Annotated in this window: 13 protein-coding genes; 10 read left to right on the top strand and 3 right to left on the bottom strand. The window is 54.2% G+C overall.

What is annotated here, in order from left to right:
• The first annotated feature begins 191 nt into the window (after positions 1-191).
• From ACE419_RS05040 to ACE419_RS05020, 5 genes are all read left to right on the top strand, one after another.
• Complete coding sequence (locus ACE419_RS05040) at positions 192-1,733, top strand: hypothetical protein (protein WP_435721242.1); 1,542 nt, start codon at positions 192-194, stop codon at positions 1,731-1,733.
• 253 nt (positions 1,734-1,986) lie between these two features.
• On the top strand, positions 1,987-2,676 hold the full coding sequence (locus tag ACE419_RS05035) for a TerC family protein (protein WP_432647102.1): 690 nt from the start codon (positions 1,987-1,989) through the stop codon (positions 2,674-2,676).
• A gap of 80 nt (positions 2,677-2,756) precedes the next feature.
• On the top strand, positions 2,757-3,320 hold the full coding sequence (locus ACE419_RS05030; protein ID WP_435721241.1) for a hypothetical protein: 564 nt from the start codon (positions 2,757-2,759) through the stop codon (positions 3,318-3,320).
• Positions 3,317-3,901 carry a hypothetical protein gene (locus ACE419_RS05025; protein ID WP_432647104.1) on the top strand — a complete coding sequence of 195 codons (585 nt, stop codon included), beginning with the start codon at positions 3,317-3,319 and terminating at the stop codon, positions 3,899-3,901. Before ACE419_RS05030 ends, ACE419_RS05025 begins: the two co-directional genes overlap by 4 nt.
• An 11-nt stretch (positions 3,902-3,912) precedes the next feature.
• Positions 3,913-5,625 (top strand): phosphoethanolamine transferase family protein, encoded by a 1,713-nt coding sequence (locus tag ACE419_RS05020; RefSeq protein WP_435721240.1) that lies wholly within the window; start codon positions 3,913-3,915, stop codon positions 5,623-5,625.
• A 78-nt stretch (positions 5,626-5,703) separates the two neighbouring features.
• On the opposite strand, the gene ACE419_RS05015 is transcribed toward ACE419_RS05020, so the two are convergent.
• Together ACE419_RS05015 and ACE419_RS05010 are read right to left on the bottom strand one after the other, a co-directional pair.
• Positions 5,704-6,906 (bottom strand): MFS transporter, encoded by a 1,203-nt coding sequence (locus tag ACE419_RS05015; protein ID WP_435721239.1) that lies wholly within the window; start codon positions 6,904-6,906, stop codon positions 5,704-5,706.
• A gap of 75 nt (positions 6,907-6,981) precedes the next feature.
• The gene (locus tag ACE419_RS05010) at positions 6,982-7,314 is read right to left on the bottom strand and encodes an isocitrate lyase/phosphoenolpyruvate mutase family protein (RefSeq protein ID WP_432647107.1); all 333 of its coding nucleotides are present in this window, start codon (positions 7,312-7,314) and stop codon (positions 6,982-6,984) included.
• Positions 7,315-7,475: 161 nt separating this feature from the next.
• Here ACE419_RS05010 and ACE419_RS05005 point away from each other — a divergent pair, with 161 nt between their 5' ends.
• The gene (locus ACE419_RS05005) at positions 7,476-8,339 is read left to right on the top strand and encodes a LysR family transcriptional regulator (RefSeq protein ID WP_435721238.1); all 864 of its coding nucleotides are present in this window, start codon (positions 7,476-7,478) and stop codon (positions 8,337-8,339) included.
• Positions 8,340-8,475: 136 nt separating this feature from the next.
• Here ACE419_RS05005 and ACE419_RS05000 read toward each other — a convergent pair whose 3' ends face one another.
• The gene (locus tag ACE419_RS05000; RefSeq protein WP_432647109.1) at positions 8,476-9,969 is read right to left on the bottom strand and encodes an L-fucose/L-arabinose isomerase family protein; all 1,494 of its coding nucleotides are present in this window, start codon (positions 9,967-9,969) and stop codon (positions 8,476-8,478) included.
• 388 nt (positions 9,970-10,357) lie between these two features.
• On the opposite strand from ACE419_RS05000, the gene xylB reads away from it, so the two are divergent.
• The 4 genes from xylB (at position 10,358) to ACE419_RS04980 (ending at position 15,265) form a co-directional block, all read left to right on the top strand.
• The gene (gene xylB / locus ACE419_RS04995; RefSeq protein ID WP_432647110.1) at positions 10,358-11,881 is read left to right on the top strand and encodes a xylulokinase; all 1,524 of its coding nucleotides are present in this window, start codon (positions 10,358-10,360) and stop codon (positions 11,879-11,881) included.
• A 63-nt stretch (positions 11,882-11,944) separates the two neighbouring features.
• Positions 11,945-13,363, top strand: a complete 1,419-nt coding sequence (locus tag ACE419_RS04990; protein ID WP_435721237.1) for a sugar porter family MFS transporter — start codon at positions 11,945-11,947, stop codon at positions 13,361-13,363.
• Between the two features lie 96 nt (positions 13,364-13,459).
• A complete protein-coding gene (locus ACE419_RS04985; RefSeq protein ID WP_435721236.1) occupies positions 13,460-14,077 on the top strand; it encodes a DUF4867 family protein in 618 nt (205 codons plus the stop codon).
• Positions 14,078-14,248: 171 nt separating this feature from the next.
• Positions 14,249-15,265, top strand: coding sequence for a LacI family DNA-binding transcriptional regulator (locus ACE419_RS04980; protein WP_435721235.1), 1,017 nt, complete (start codon positions 14,249-14,251; stop codon positions 15,263-15,265).
• Positions 15,266-15,401: the final 136 nt, after the last annotated feature.

Below are 15,401 nucleotides of genomic sequence, written 5' to 3'. Positions count from 1 at the left end.
CAGTAGTTAAGCATTCAGAGGCCGAAAGTACTTGTCTGGAGACGGACTGGGAGGATAGGAAGTTGCCGGTTAAGCAAAGGCTCCGCTGCGGCGGAGCTTTTTTCGTGCAAGAATACCCTAGAATATGGTATAATGGATTCGTTATTATATCGAGAAGAACAGAGAATAGGAAACAGACAGAGGAAATAGGTATGAACAACGTCTACGCACTTGTGGAACATTTTTATGAGAATCATGTGGATGCAGAAAAGATTTTGGCGCAGGAGATTATCGAAAAGTATCTGCGCAAAAAGGCATGGCATGGTGCGGATGACGCAGAACTGCGCAGGATCTGGCAGGCCGTATCGATGCTCATCACGTATGTGGAACAGATGAATTTGTATTCGTTTGCTTCGCTGACTATTTACGATTATCAGGAGATTCTCTACCGTTTGGCACAGGATAATCAGGATTTTTCCCTGCAGGAAGACTGCGTCAATGCTTTTTTTGACATCGTCGAGGATTTTTACCGCTCTTATCAGAAGAAATACGGCAGCGAGGAAGACCTTTCTTATATCCGCGATGCCAGAGAGTCCCTTTACGATAACGGGCACTTTGTCATGCCGCCGCGCCGTTCGCAGGATGAATTCTACACATCCCTCAATCATCAGGAAGAAGTCACGGAGGAGGATGTCGACCATCTTAATGACCTGCTCGACAATCTCCTGACGCGCATCGGCCGCTATTTTCACCAGAAGGATTTCGAACGCGATATGGACCGCGCTCTGCTGCTTTATTCGGGACCGGAATGCACGACGCTGCCGCAGAAAGAATCCCAGTCTGATGAAAAGGATACGTTTTGGCTGAGTTTCTGGGATTATTTTCTCTTTGATTATCATATGATTGAGACGGATGAAGTTCCGCTGCGCTATTTTTTCAAACACGAGCAGGAAAATCTGACTATCATGGAACAGGATATCATACGCGATCTCCTGAAGGCGAAGTTTACGGTTTTTTATGTTGTGGGCATTGGCAACGGTTTTGCCACGTGCCGCAATCTCTTTACGGATGAGCTCATCGATCTGCCGGATCAGGATTTTATGTTCCCCGATATCGAACATTTGATTTTCTTCGGGCATCTGCATGCCCGCGGGGTCATGATGCTCAATTATGTGACGTCACTGCCGGCCAGCGGCAGACTGCGGCGCCGCATGCGGGATATCATCCTGCGCCAGTTCGAAATTTTCCGCTGCCAGAAGCCGGATGCGGTCCTCGATGATTTTTTCCAGCGTGATGCGGTGGTCGTGCGCCATACCCTGCACATCATGGCGACATTTGCCCAGCTCAATGTTGTGCCGCTGCGCAAGATGCCAAAACCTTTGCCGGCCAATCCGGCCATTCGGCAGAGCTTTGAAGAAGAAGAAAATATCCTGCGGGAAGTTGCCTACCGGATGGGCTACAGTCTTTTTTCGGGCAGTCTCATGTGCAAGCTGTTCGAGGACTATATGTCCGTAGCGGACCCTGCTTCGTACCCTGAGGAAATGCCGGCCATCGTCACGGCCTGCCTGTTAAGCTACGGCAAGATCAATGACTTGGGCTTTGAGCGGGTTCCTGCCCTTTACAGCATGTTCGGTGCCACGAAAGAGGACGTCTATCGCCATATGGAAATCCTGCGCCAACGGCTGCACTGCACGAAATTCGACCCGCGCTATCTGACGGAAGAGGCCTTTGTCACGAGCCTCTATGTCAATTAAATCAGGAAATAAGGATTGACAGGTTTCGGGGGCGTCTGTTATACTGATGCCATAAACGAATAGCGAAGGGGAGTAACCTCGCGGCTGTTGTCAACAAGCATGCTGCCTTGGCAGCTGGTGACAGCGTTACGGCTATAATGAAGTAATAGGTGAGACTTTCGCATGATACCCATTTGGGCTACCATGCGAAAGTCTCTTTTTGTTTCTATAGAATCTATAGAATGTATTTCATAAAGAGAGAGGAAGCGAAAAAATGGAAATTTTATCGATGCAGTTTTTGATGGCTCTGGGGACCATCGTGCTTATGGATTTGCTGCTCGGCGGCGACAATGCCGTCGTCATCGCGATGGCGGCCAACAAGCTGCCGGAGAGCCTGCGCAAAAAGGCGATTCTGATTGGTACGGCGGGGGCCGTCATCATCCGTTTGCTCATGACGTTTGCCGCTGTGTGGCTTTTGACCATTCCGTATCTGCAGGCCATTGGCGGCCTCATCCTGCTGCCGATTGCCGTGAAGCTCCTTTTGCCAGCGGGGCAGGAGGAAGAAGTACAGGCTTCGGACAGCCTGATGGGAGCGGTAAAGACCATCATCATCGCGGATGCGGCGATGGGCGTCGACAATGTGCTGGCCATTGCCGGTGCTTCGCACGGCAGTTTTCTGCTCGTGGTCCTGGGCTTTCTCATCAGCATCCCGATTATTGTCGGCGGCAGCACGCTGATTGGCAGAATCATGGACCGTTTCCCTGTCGTGCTTTACGCCGGTGCGGGACTTCTCGGCTGGACGGCCGGCTCGATGATCGTGCATGACAAGATTATCGGCGCGATGCTGACGGCGGCAGCGGGGGATGGAGCGGCTCTTATCGTGCAGGGCGTTCTGGCCATCGGCGTCATTTTTGCCGGCATGGTGCTCGGCCGCAGGGCAAAGCGCCAGTCGTCGGAAGTTTGAAGAAAAGCAGGAAAGAAGCCTCATAACATGATATAATGAAGGGAACTATGAAAAATCACGACTTATGAGGGGGTACTTTCATGAAGAAAATCTTTACACTGGTCCTGACGGCCCTGATGGTGCTGTCTTTTGCGGCGGTCACGCAGGCAGCAGGTCTCAATGAACTGACGGAGACCAAGGTACAGCTTGAGGACAATCTCGACGCCGATGGCTTTGCGGCCGCGTATAACAAGGTCAGTGCCTATCCGATTCAGGGCGATTTGACGAAACGGGTGCAGGGCAATTACATCTCGTATTTTGCCGGTATCGACGACAGCACGGTCATGATCCTCAATGCCAATCAGCTCGGCAGGCTCTCGAACATCGTCATCGCGCATCACGGCGCGATTGATTCGGCCGAACAGGAAAAGCTGCGCATTGTCTTTAACTGCACGCTGACGGCCCTCGGGCTCAAGGCGAACGAGAATAATCTGTTCTTTGCGAATCAGGCCTTCGACCGCCTGAGCCTGACGAATGACACGCTGCTCGCCGCCCGCCTGCCGCGCGAGGAAACGAACCGTACCTGGACGTTTTTAAAGGCAGTCAATCCGGAAAAACAGGTCACGACCATTCTCATCGAAGCCGTCGTGGATGCCAATAAATGACGCGCATACGCATGATGGAAAAACAGGAACCCTATAAAGTGGACTGGCAGCATTTTTCCCTGCAGGATTTTCTGGAACTGCGCTGGCGCCTGCTGCATGACTATGATGCCGTACTGCCGGGCGGCGAGTACTTCGGTCAGGTGCGCTGCGGCGATGTCTGCTATGATATCCAGATTGAATGGCTCGATGCCGATATCTGGGATAGAAAAGACGGAAACGCCGATGTTCGTGGGGAAGCCCCTGAGACGGAGCGTGAGCTCTTTGTCACGATGAGTCCGTTTTTTCCGCACGCAAAAGAGGATTCGTCCCTGCCATATGATGAACTCGTGCCGGGCATGCCTTATGATACGCAGAAGGGCGGCAGTCTTGTCTGTGCGCGCAGGGATTTCCTGCGGATGGCGTATGAAGACTTCCAGCTGTTTGCAGAGCGCGGCATTGCTGATAAAATAGCAGTGTTTCCGCGCCTGCAGCAGGAAGCCTGCCGGCTGACGGGCTTTTGGGACAAGCATGACGCGATTCTCTGCCGCCTGCGTGAGCAGGAAAAGGAAGGGCAGAACGGCAGCACGGATAACGAAACATGAGGGAACATAAGATGAAGGAATGTGGGCTGAGGGTAAAGCATTTTTTCTTTGGACAGGCACGGCGCCGCTTTGCCGAGGGGCTGTTTGTCTGGCTCTGTCTGACCAATACGACACAGCTCGTGCAGCTCTATATATATGAAGGAAAATCGCTTCCCACTGCCGAAATGATGATGCTGCTCGGGGAAGGTGCCCTGCGGGTGGCGGGCCTCTCGTTCCTGCTGGCACTCATCTGTTCGTTTCTGCCGCGCGTGCTGCGCTTTCTTATCGCTGTTTTAAGCGGACTGCTCCTGCTCGTGGATATTTTTTCCCTGCTTCACTATCACAGCGTGCTCGATGCCGGCCTGCTGCAGGTCATTCTGGCAACAAATCCGGCAGAAGCCGTCGAATACCTCGTGACACAGGGCCGGGATATCCTGCCGCTGCTGCTTTTGGCAGGACTGGGCCTGTTTTTGCTGCTGCTCGGGCGCTCTTGGATGCTGCGGCATGGCAAAAAGCTGCATTTTTTGAGGCTGTGCAACGGGAAAAGCGGGCAGAGGAAGCAGCTTTCCTTTTTCAGCAGCTCCGGACGCAGGCGCTGCGCGGCCATGCTGACTTTTCTGTTTGCCGCTTCCTGCTGCCATGCCTGGGCCAATCCGGAGGAACACCTCGAAAAGATGCCGGCCAATCTTTCCGTGGGACGTCTCGCCATGAATCTTGAGCAGTCGTATGAGGAAACGCGTTCGACTGCCTATGTTGATTATGCCCTCGCGAATCAGCCTGTGGAAATTCTTGCCGACCGTCACGATATTCCGAAGGTCGTCTTGATCCTCGGGGAGTCGACGAGCCGCCATCATCTGCAGCTTTACGGCTATGACCTGCCGACAACGCCAAATCTCATAAGGCGGCAGCAGGCAGGGGAGCTCACGGTGTTTTCGGATGTGACGAGCCCGCACGCGGGAACGATGGCCGTCATGCGGACGCTGTTCAGCTTTTACGACAACGAAGCAGCGGGTATGTGGTACGACTACGGCAATGTTTTTGACATCCTGCGTGCGGCCCATGTGCATACGGCCTGGCTCTCGAATCAGGAGTCCTCGGGCTTTTACGGCAGCATCGGCCGGACGCTGGCCGCGCGCTGTGACGAACAGGCCTTCACGAGCCATCTTGCCCATACGATTGACTTGTCCGAGCGCTATGATGAAGAAGTGCTGCCGCTTCTCGATGACGCTCTTTCAGGCGACGGGCGCAGCGATGACGCACAGTCGGATTTCTTTGTCGTGCATCTGATGGGCGCGCATGAGGACTTCAAAAGGCGGTATCCTGCCGAATTTGCCAGGTTCACAGCGGCGGATGAAACGGGCGGTGTGAAAGATGACGCCGCTTCGCGGACCATTCGCGCCGAGTATGACAATGCCGTGCTGTACGATGATTACATCGTCAATGAAATCATCAGGCGCTTTGAAGAGCAGGACGCCGTGGTTATCTTTTTATCGGACCATGGCGAGGAAGTCAACGACGTGCGCGAAATCGTCGGTCATGGCGATGAGAGCAGCGCCTGGCAGCGCGATATTCCCATGGTCATCTGGACTTCGGCGAAATTCCGCGCGCACCATCCGGAGGACGCGGCCCGCATTGAACGGTCAAAAGACCGCCAATGGCAGAGTGATGAAATGATTCACACGCTGCTGGACCTCATGAAAATTGCCGTACCGCAGTATGAAAAAGAAAAGAGCCTGCTGCTCTGAGACAAAAAGAAGACCTGCCGCACTTGGAAAACGTTGCGGCAAGTCCTTTTTTGTATGAATATGATGAAATGGATGCTGTTATTCTGTCTGGGCCTTGGCTGCTTTCTTGGCCGGCAGCAGGAACGTGGCGCCGGCGCACAGGGCGGCGATGAGAACGAGCAGGGCCATGACGGAAGCAACGCCGAACGTGTCGGCGAAATGGCCGAGCACGGGGACGACAATGCCGCCCACGCTCATGGAGATGCCGAGCGTGACGCCCGAAGCAAAGCCAATATTCTTGGCGAGGTATTCCTGACCGAGAACGACGAAGGAGGAATACGGCGCCAGCATCGCAAAGCTCAGCGGGATGAGCATGGCATAGACCGCGTAGATGCTGCCGGAAAAAGCGACGACGGCGAGCAGCGGCACGAGCAGAAGATTGCCGAGGCAAAGCGTACGGCGGTACCCGTGACGGTCGGCGAAGCGTCCGCCGACAAGCGTGGCGAGCACGCCCATGATGCTGACGATCGAAAGCGTCAGAGAGCCCGTGGCTTCGCTCGTGCCCAGTGCGTGGATACAGAAGAGCGGCAGGAAACTCGAGATGCCCGTGAAGACGGTCGCACGGAACAGGATGACGACGAACAGTCGGAAAAAGGCATGCCAGTCATTTTCCGCAGCGACGGCCGCCGGTTTGTCTTCTTTGACGGCCTCAGCTGCTGCCGCTTTGGCGGCTTCCGCCTTGCTCTTGGCGATGGCGCGGCGCAGATGCGGCGCCGCAAGCAGCAGCGCCAGACTCATGATGACGGCATTGATGCCGTAGAACGCGAGGCCGTGCATGCCAAAAGTCGTGACGAGGAAGACGGCGAGCAGGGGACCGAAGCCAAAACCGCCGTTGCCGCCGACGCTGAAAATACTCATGCCCTCGCCGCGATTGCCCTGTGAGACGCCGTTGACGCAGCGGGCGGCTTCGGGGTGGAAAATCGCAGCCGCGATGCCCATGACGGTGACTGAGGCAAAAATCAGCCAATAATTCGTGACAAAACCCGTGAGTGCGAGGGAGGTGCCGGCAAAAAAGACGCCAAGGGCCATGAACCATTGCCGCGAGCCTCTGTCCGCGAGCCAGCCAAAAAGCGGCTGAATGATAGAACTCAAAAAGGAAGAAGCAAACATCAGACCGGCGACCGCCGTATAATCCATGCCGTAATAGCTGACAAAGAACGGCAGCAGTGCCGGCAGGGAGCCTGTGTTGATGTCATTGCTCAAGTGCCCTGCGGCAAGTAAATAAAGGTATTTCTTATTCAATGTATCGTATCCTTTCTTTTCCCTCTTTTTTTCGCTGCCGTGTGTCCAATCTGCCCGTTCTGCTCCGTCAGGAGGTTACCTCTGGAAGTATGCGTTTGCCTGCTTATAGTTGAAATCGCACTGCAGGATCGAGTCACATTTTCCCTGCTTCAAGTCAGCGGCCATCTTGATGACGCTGCGGTAAACGACGCGGGCCGGACCGGAACCGACGCTGAGGCGGCGCACGCCGGCCTTTTTGAGACCGTCGAAGTCATGGTACTTGCCGTTCAGTAGGATATTGACCGGTGCAGGGATGTTTTCGACGACTGTTTTGACGGCAGCAAGGTCAAGGGGCCCCGCGACAAATATGCAGTCAGCACCGGCTTCTGCGTACTGGCGGCCGCGCTGCTTCTCGGTAATGGTATCCATGATCATTTCGCTCCTTTGTATTATACATCATAAGGATTATTTCTGCTTTTGATTATACGTGGTATAATGTAAGAATAACAGTTCATTTTTAGCAACCTGCTGTAAGAAAAACTTACATAAAACCCGCGCAGGGCTCTTTTTCCTGCAGAGAGGAAAGACATATGACCATCACACAATTGCAGTATTTTTGTGCGGCCTGCCGTTACGGCAGCATTACGAAGGCCGCGGAGGCTTTGTTCGTCTCGCATCCGGCCGTTTCCGTGGCGATCAAGTCACTGGAAAAAGAATTTGGCATTGATTTGTATACGCATACGGGCAACCGCGTCATCCTGACGGAAGAGGGCAGGGCGTTTTACCGGCATGCCCTTGACATTTTGCAGCGCTGTGATGCGATGTATGCGGATTTTGCCGGACGGCCGGAAGACAGTTACCGCGTGCAGATGGGTATTCCGCCCATCCGTTCTGTCTCGCTTTTCCCAAAGCTCCTGCAGGACCTGCAAAAGAAGCATCCGGTGCCTGTCGTGCTGCACGAATACAGTTCGGGCCGCTGTCTGCAGAAACTCAGCAATGGCGAGCTCGACTGCTGTTTGGTGAATTTCCGTGACGCGGATCTGTCGCGCTTTCATCATCAGGTCCTGCTGCAGGACCGCTTTGTCTTTGGCATTGCCAGGGAGCATCCGCTGGCTCAAAGGGATTTTGTCACACCGAAAGACCTTAAAGATATCCCGCTGCTGCTGCAAAACGACGATTCAGTTCAGAATCAGCCGCTGCTGCAGGCTTTCTATAAGGCTAATGTCACGCCGAACATCCTGCTGTACTCCAGTCAGGTCCTGACGGTCCTGAATTTCCTGCGTGCCGGCTGCGGCGGTGCATTCCTCTATGAAACGGCGGTCCCAAAAGATGAATTCGCTATATTGCCTTTTCATCCTGAAATCCGGGCGAAATTCGTCCTCGTCTGGCCGAAAGGCGGCTATCTGAACCGAAATGTACAGTTCGTGCTGAAATTCATCCAGAATTATTTTTAGTAAAGCTGCTTTGAATTGCTTAGAATATGGAAATAAAAAGAAGAAGTTCCGGAACCATGCGGCTCCGGAGCTTCTTCTTTTTGATTTAGGTATTTGATTTTTGGGAAAGCGAATTTAAGTGGGGAAGTGCAGAGACTCAGGCAAACGGATTCTCGCTCGGGTAGAGCATGCCTTTTGGCTGATTGAAGGAGACATCGCCGACACCGAGGTACTTCAAGATGGAGAAGATGGCCTTGCCGTAGTGGCCGAAGGCTACTGCGCCATGATGCGGGAAGTGTTTCTCGATGAGAACGTGGCGGTAGAAGCGGCCCATCTCCGGGATGGCGAAGATGCCGATGCCGCCGAAGGAATTCGTGGCTGCCGGCAGGACTTCACCTTCGGCGATGTAGGCGCGAAGCTGACCGTCCGACGTGCTCTGCAGACGGAAGAACGTGATGTCGCCATCGGCGATATCGCCTTCGAGCGTGCCGCGCGTGATGTCCGGCGTGTTGCCGTTCTCGAGCAGGCGGTTCTGGATCAGCTGATACTTGACGCCGCCCTTGCGCAGTTTGCAGAGCGGGGTATTGCCGCAGTGGAAGCCCATGAACGTATCCTTGAGCGTGTAGTTTTTCGTGCCCTTGATGTGTTCTTCAAAGAGGTCTTTTGGCACGGAGTTGTTGATGTCGAGCAGCGTGACGGCATCCTGCGAGACGCAGAGGCCAATGTATTCGGAGAGGGCACCGTAGATGTCGACTTCGCAGGCAACCGGAATGCCGCGCGAAACGAGGCGGCTGTTGACGTAGCACGGCTCAAAGCGGAATTCCGTCGGGAAGGCCGGCCAGCATTTGTTGGCAAAGGCCACATATTTGCGCGCGCCCTTGTGCTCTTCCATCCAGTCGAGCAGCGTGAGTTCATACTGTGCCATGCGCGGCAGCAGGTCAGGATACGGATTGCCGCCTTCCGTGCCGAGCTCCTTCGTCATGTCGGCGACGACATCCTTGATGCGCGGGTCGTCTTTATGTGCGCGGTAAGCAACGAGCAGGTCGAGCTCGGAGTTTTCTTCGATTTCCACGCCGAGGTCGTAGAGCGGCTGAATCGGGGCATTGCAGGCAAAGAAATCCTGCGGGCGCGGGCCGAACGTGATGATCTTGAGGTCTTTGAGGCCGAGCAGCGTGCGGGCAACCGGCTGGAATTCGGCGATCATGTCCGCGACTTCTTCGGCCGTGCCGACCGGATACTCCGGAATAAAGGACTTCAGGTGGCGCAGGCCGAGGTTGTACGAGCAGTTGAGCATGCCGCAGTAAGCATCACCGCGGCCGTTGATGAGGTTCTTGCCGGTCTCTTCGGCGGCAGCGACGTACATGACAGGGCCGTCGAACTCACGGGCAATCAGGGTTTCCGGCGTCTCCGGACCGAAGTTGCCGAGGAAGACGACGAGGGCGTTGCAGCCAGCGTCCTTGGCTTCCTTGACGGACTCGAGCATATCTTTCTCGTTTTCAACGGTCTTCTTTACTTCATATAAAGAACCGTATTTTTTCGCATAGGCATCGACGATGGCCTTGCGGCGGTTTTCTGAGAGGGAAATGATGAAGCAGTCACGGCTGACCGAGATGATGCCGCATTTGAGATCTGGGATGTTGCTCATGTTCATGATAAAAACGCTCCTTTTGTTTTGCTTTTCGCTTGACTCCCAATTCATACACAGGGGGCAATGGGCTTTGATTTATTCTAGCGTGCCTGTGCACGCTCTTTACGGTTCTAAGAATATCACGAAGAGGCTGACTTGTCAATCATTTTAGATGATTTTTATCGAGTTTTGTCTAATTCTGTACTTGCATGACGGATTTCTTCTATTAGAGGCACCAAGAAAAGAAAATTATACAGAAAGAAAGCGATTACCATAATGACCTTCCCGAGCAAAAAAGAAAAAATAAAAAGTGATAGAACGTATTGACTCGTGTTCTATCTTGTGTTATATTGTGTTCATAGCAAGCGTTCATGTGCACGCAAAAAAGGCGGGCACCAAGGAGGAAAAAATCATGCGCTATCTTATCGGTATTGATATCGGTACTTCGGCAACGAAGACCGTCTTATTTGATGAAAGATGTCACGTCGTCACCTCGGCTTCGCAGGAATATCCGCTGTACCAGCCGCAGAACGGCTGGGCTGAGCAGGAACCGCTCGACTGGTACAGCGCGGTGCTCGTGACGATCCGCAAAGTCATCAAGGATTCCGGCATCGATGCCAAGGACATCAAGGGCATCGGTCTTTCGGGACAGATGCACGGTCTCGTCATGCTCGACAAGGACAACGAGGTCATCCGTCCTTCCATCATCTGGTGTGACCAGCGTACGGGCCGCGAATGTGAGGAAATCACGGAGCGCGTCGGCCGCGAGCGACTCATTGAAATTACGGCTAATCCGGCACTGACGGGCTTTACAGCTTCGAAAATTCTCTGGGTCCGCAATCATGAAGCCGAGAATTACCGCCGCTGCCGCCACATCCTGCTGCCGAAGGATTACATCCGCTTCCGCATGACAGGGGAGTACGCCACGGAGGTTTCCGATGCGAGCGGCATGCAGCTTCTCGATATCCCGAACCGCTGCTGGTCGGACGAGATCCTCGAGAAGCTCGAAATCGACAAGGCCCTGCTGCCGCGTGTCTATGAATCGCCGGAAGTCACGGGTACCATCAGCAAAGAATTTTCAGAAAAGACGGGCTTGTCAGTAGATACTGTCGTTGTCGGCGGTGCCGGCGACAATGCCGCTGCCGCAGTCGGCACGGGCATCGTCTTTGACGGCCGTGCCTTCACGACCATCGGCACGAGCGGCGTGGTCTTCGCGCATACGAGCAAGCCGCGCATCGACCCCAAAGGCCGCGTGCACACGTTCTGCTGTGCGGTGCCGGGCTGCTGGCACGTCATGGGCGTCACGCAGGCCGCCGGTCTCTCGCTGCGCTGGTTCCGCGACAATCTCGCTGAAGGGTATAAGGATAAGGCCGTGCGCCTCGGCGTGGATTCTTACGACCTCATCAATCAGGATGTTGCGAAAGTCCCGATTGGCAGCCGCCGCCTGATTTATCTGCCGTACCTCATGGGCGAACGCACGCCGCACCTCAATCCAAACTGCCGCGCCGTGTTCTTCGGCCTTTCGGCCATTCACACGAAGGCCGATATGCTGCGGGCTGTCATGGAAGGCGTCAGCTACTCTCTGCTCGACTGCTTCGACATCCTGCGCGAGATGAAAGTCAATGTCAATGAGATGATGGCCTGTGGCGGCGGCGGCAAGAGCCGCATCTGGCGTCAGATGCTCGCCGATATGTACGGCTGTGAAGTCAAGACCATCAAGGCGCAGGAAGGTCCGGCCCTCGGCGTGGCCATTCTCGCCGGTGTCGGCGCGGGCATCTTCCCCGATGTGCAGACGGCCTGCAAGGAGTTCATTGAGCAGGACACCTGGTGCCAGCCCGACGCTTCGGCTCACGCGTATTATGAAAAGGGCCACAAGCTCTATCAGAAGCTTTATCGTCAGCTCAAAGATTGCTATGAAGATCTGGCTGCTTTATAAGATAAAGAAAATGTATGGAAATGGTGTATTTGGTGTATGTAGTATCTTAAAGGAGTGTAAATCATGACAGAGGGAATCATCGATAACACGCCGAGTGCAGCGGACATTAAGCGCGCTGCCTGGGTCAAGAAATGTGTTTATTTTGCAGCTGGCATGGCCGGCCTGCTCTTCGGTCTTGACCAGGGCGTCATCGCCGGCGCACTGCCGTTCATCAGTCAGGAGTGGGGGCTTTCGAGCCAGCAGCAGGAATGGGTCGTCAGCTCCATGATGGTCGGCGCGGCCACGGGCGCTATCATCGCTTCGTTCCTCGCACGCGGCATCGGCCGTAAGAAAAGTCTGATCATCGGCGCTTCGCTGTTTATCGTCGGCTGCGTTGGCTCCGGCATGTCCCTGAGTGCCACGATGCTCATCGGCTTCCGCCTGATCCTCGGCCTGTCGGTCGGCATCGCTTCGTACACGGCGCCGCTGTACCTCGCGGAAATGTCCGACAAGGACGCGCGCGGCAAGGTCATTTCGGGCTATCAGCTCATGGTCACGGTCGGCATTCTCGCAGCCTTCCTCTCGGATACGGCTTTCAGTTATTCCGGCGACTGGCGCATGATGCTGACGGTCATTGCCATTCCTGCCATCATCCTCATCCTGACGGTTTCGCGCCTGCCGGACAGCCCGCGCTGGCTGGCCACGAAGGGCCGCTTCACAGAAGCTTCTAAGGTTCTTCATTCCCTGCATGCCAGTGCAAAAGTAGCAGAAGATGAACTTTCCGATATTAAAGAGACGCTTAAAGTCAAACAGGCTGGCTGGCAGCTCTTCAAGACGAATAAGAATGTCCGCCGCGTCGTATTCCTCGGCGTGCTTCTGCAGGCCATGCAGCAGTTCACGGGCTTCAATGTCATCATGTATTACTCGCCGAAAATTCTGAGCCTTGCAGGTTTCTCGAGCACGGAAGACCAGATGATTGGCACGGTCCTCAACGGTATTGTCTTCACGCTTTCCACGTTCATCGCGATTTTCATGGTTGATAAATCCGGACGCAAACCAGCCCTTAAAATCGGTTTTGGTGTCATGGCCGTTTCGATGGCAGCTGTCGGCGTCTGCATGTCGATGCTCGAGGACGGTACGGCAGCTTCGTGGGTTTCTTATTTCGCCGCTGTCATGACGATGGTCAGCATCGCTGGTTTTGGCATGAGCGCCGGCCCGATTGTCTGGGTCCTCTGCTCTGAGATTCAGCCGCTCAAGAGCCGCGAATTCGGCATTGCCTGCTCGACTATGACGAACTGGATCACCTGCGCGATTGTCGGTGCTACGTTCCTTTCGCTCGTCGATACGCTCGGCTCGGCCCATACGTTCTGGCTCTATGCCGTTCTCAACGCCTTCTTCATCGTTCTGACGGTTGCCTTTGTACCGGAGACGAAGAATGTTTCGCTGGAGCAGATTGAGAAAAACCTCATGTCCGGCAAGAAACTCCGCAACATCGGCTGCTGATAAAAGGACCTATGTCTTTTACAGATCCCGAGCCAGCGTGTAAAATAAATTGTGTGATGATATTGTGTAATCACTATATTGTGAGGAGAGAGAAAAATGAAATCTGTAAATGATGCTGCTTTCCGTCCGTACGGACGCGTGCTGCCGCTTGATACGAAAGAATTCTGTGAGACGCTCAAAAAGATTTCCGTGCCGGCTGAGGGTACGGTCTACGAGCCGTCCGTCAGGGAATTTGAGGCTCTGCCGCTTTTTAAAGAACTCACGGACAAGACGTACGGCGAGATGCCGACGGAACTCGGCCACTGCAGCGGCCATAACGAGAAGCTCAATGCCCTCGAGTATCACCGTTCCTCGGAAATCGATATTGCGGCGACGGACCTCGTGCTGATGCTCGGCCGTCAGCAGGATATCGACCCTGAGACGCTGACGTATGACACGGGCAAGGTTGAATGCTTCTTCGTCCTGGCCGGCACGGCCGTCGAGCTTTATGCGACGACGCTGCATTTTGCACCGTGCGGCATTGACGGCCAGGAATTCCGCTGCGGCGTGGCCCTGCCGCGCGGCACGAATGAGGCCCTTGAAAATCCGATTGCCAAAGAAGGCGAGGACCGCCTGCTGTTTGCCGTCAATAAATGGATGATCGCGCATGAAGAGAGCGGCCTGCAGAAGGACGGGGCTTATATCGGCCTTAAGGGAGAAAATCTTTCCCTCTGATTTAAGCTTTGTGCAAATGATTGCCGGATAAGCGGACTGTATGCGGCAGGGGCAGAGAGAGTTTCGTCGGGAAATCCTGACGAAGCTCTCTTTTTATTTTTATTTTCCTTTTGAGACGTAATTTGCTACAATAATATATAAGAATCGCTTTTAGGAAGTGAGGAAACTATCATGGTTACCATGAAAAAGATAGCGGAGCTCTGCGGCGTTTCGCGCGGTACGGTCGACCGTGCCCTAAATGGCCGCGGCCGGGTCAATGCCGAAACGGCGGCGATGATCCGCAAAATGGCAGAGCAGCTCGGCTATGAGCCAAATCCTGCGGGCAAGGCCCTTGCGGCGCGCAAGCATCATCCGGTCATCGGCGTCCTGCTGCCGTCAGAAGGCAATGCCTTTTTTGACGATGTCATTCACGGCATGGACAAGGCGGCAGAGTCGTATGCCATTTACGGCCTGACGGTCCGCTACTACCCGATGAAGGGCTATGATGTCGACAAACAGCTGCATCTAATGGAGACGATGAAAGGACAGGTCAATGCGCTGATCATCAGCCCGATTGATGACGAACGCATCGCGAAGGCCATTGATGATTTTGTCGATGCGGGTATTTTTGTCATAACCATTGTCAACGACATCAAGAGCTCGAAACGCCACTGCTATGTCGGCAGCGACTATTTCAATGGCGGCGAGACGGCCTGCGCGCTTTTAGAGGCTTTGCTCGGTGAAACGGCAAAAATCGGCATCGTCATGGGCAGCCGGCAGGTGCTCGGCCACTGCGAAAGGCTGCAGGGCTTTGAGCACCGCATGAAACGTATTCCCGGTTTTTCGATTGCCGGCATCATCGAGAATGGCGACGATGAAATTTGTTCGTATGAACGCACGAAGGAGCTCCTGGACGACCATCAGGATATCACGGCGATGTTCCTGCTCGCGGGCGGCGTCTACGGTGCCTGCCGCGCCATCATGCAGCTGCCGGAAAAAGAGCGGCCGACGACGATTGCCTTTGACAGCGTGCCGCTGACGGTCGAGATGATGCGTCAGGGCATCGTCAAGGCCATTCTCTATCAGCATCCGACGCGTCAGGGCCGCATGGCCGTGAATATTGCCTTCGAGTATCTCGTCAACGGCCGCATGCCGGACAAGACGAATTACATCATGAAAAATGAGATCCGCCTGCTCGAGAATCTTTGACTTTTGTCTGCTGAGGGACTGTTTTTGAAACAGTCTCTTTTTTGCTGCTCCGGACTTGCTTAAATGTTTGACATATGTTAATATTAACTTGTAAGTTTTACATATGTTAAATATAAAACAGACACGGAGGTTTTGT

It is taken from the genome of Mitsuokella apri (assembly GCF_047974105.1).
GTDB lineage: Bacteria > Bacillota > Negativicutes > Selenomonadales > Selenomonadaceae > Mitsuokella.
This window is presented reverse-complemented; position numbering and strand designations above follow the sequence as displayed.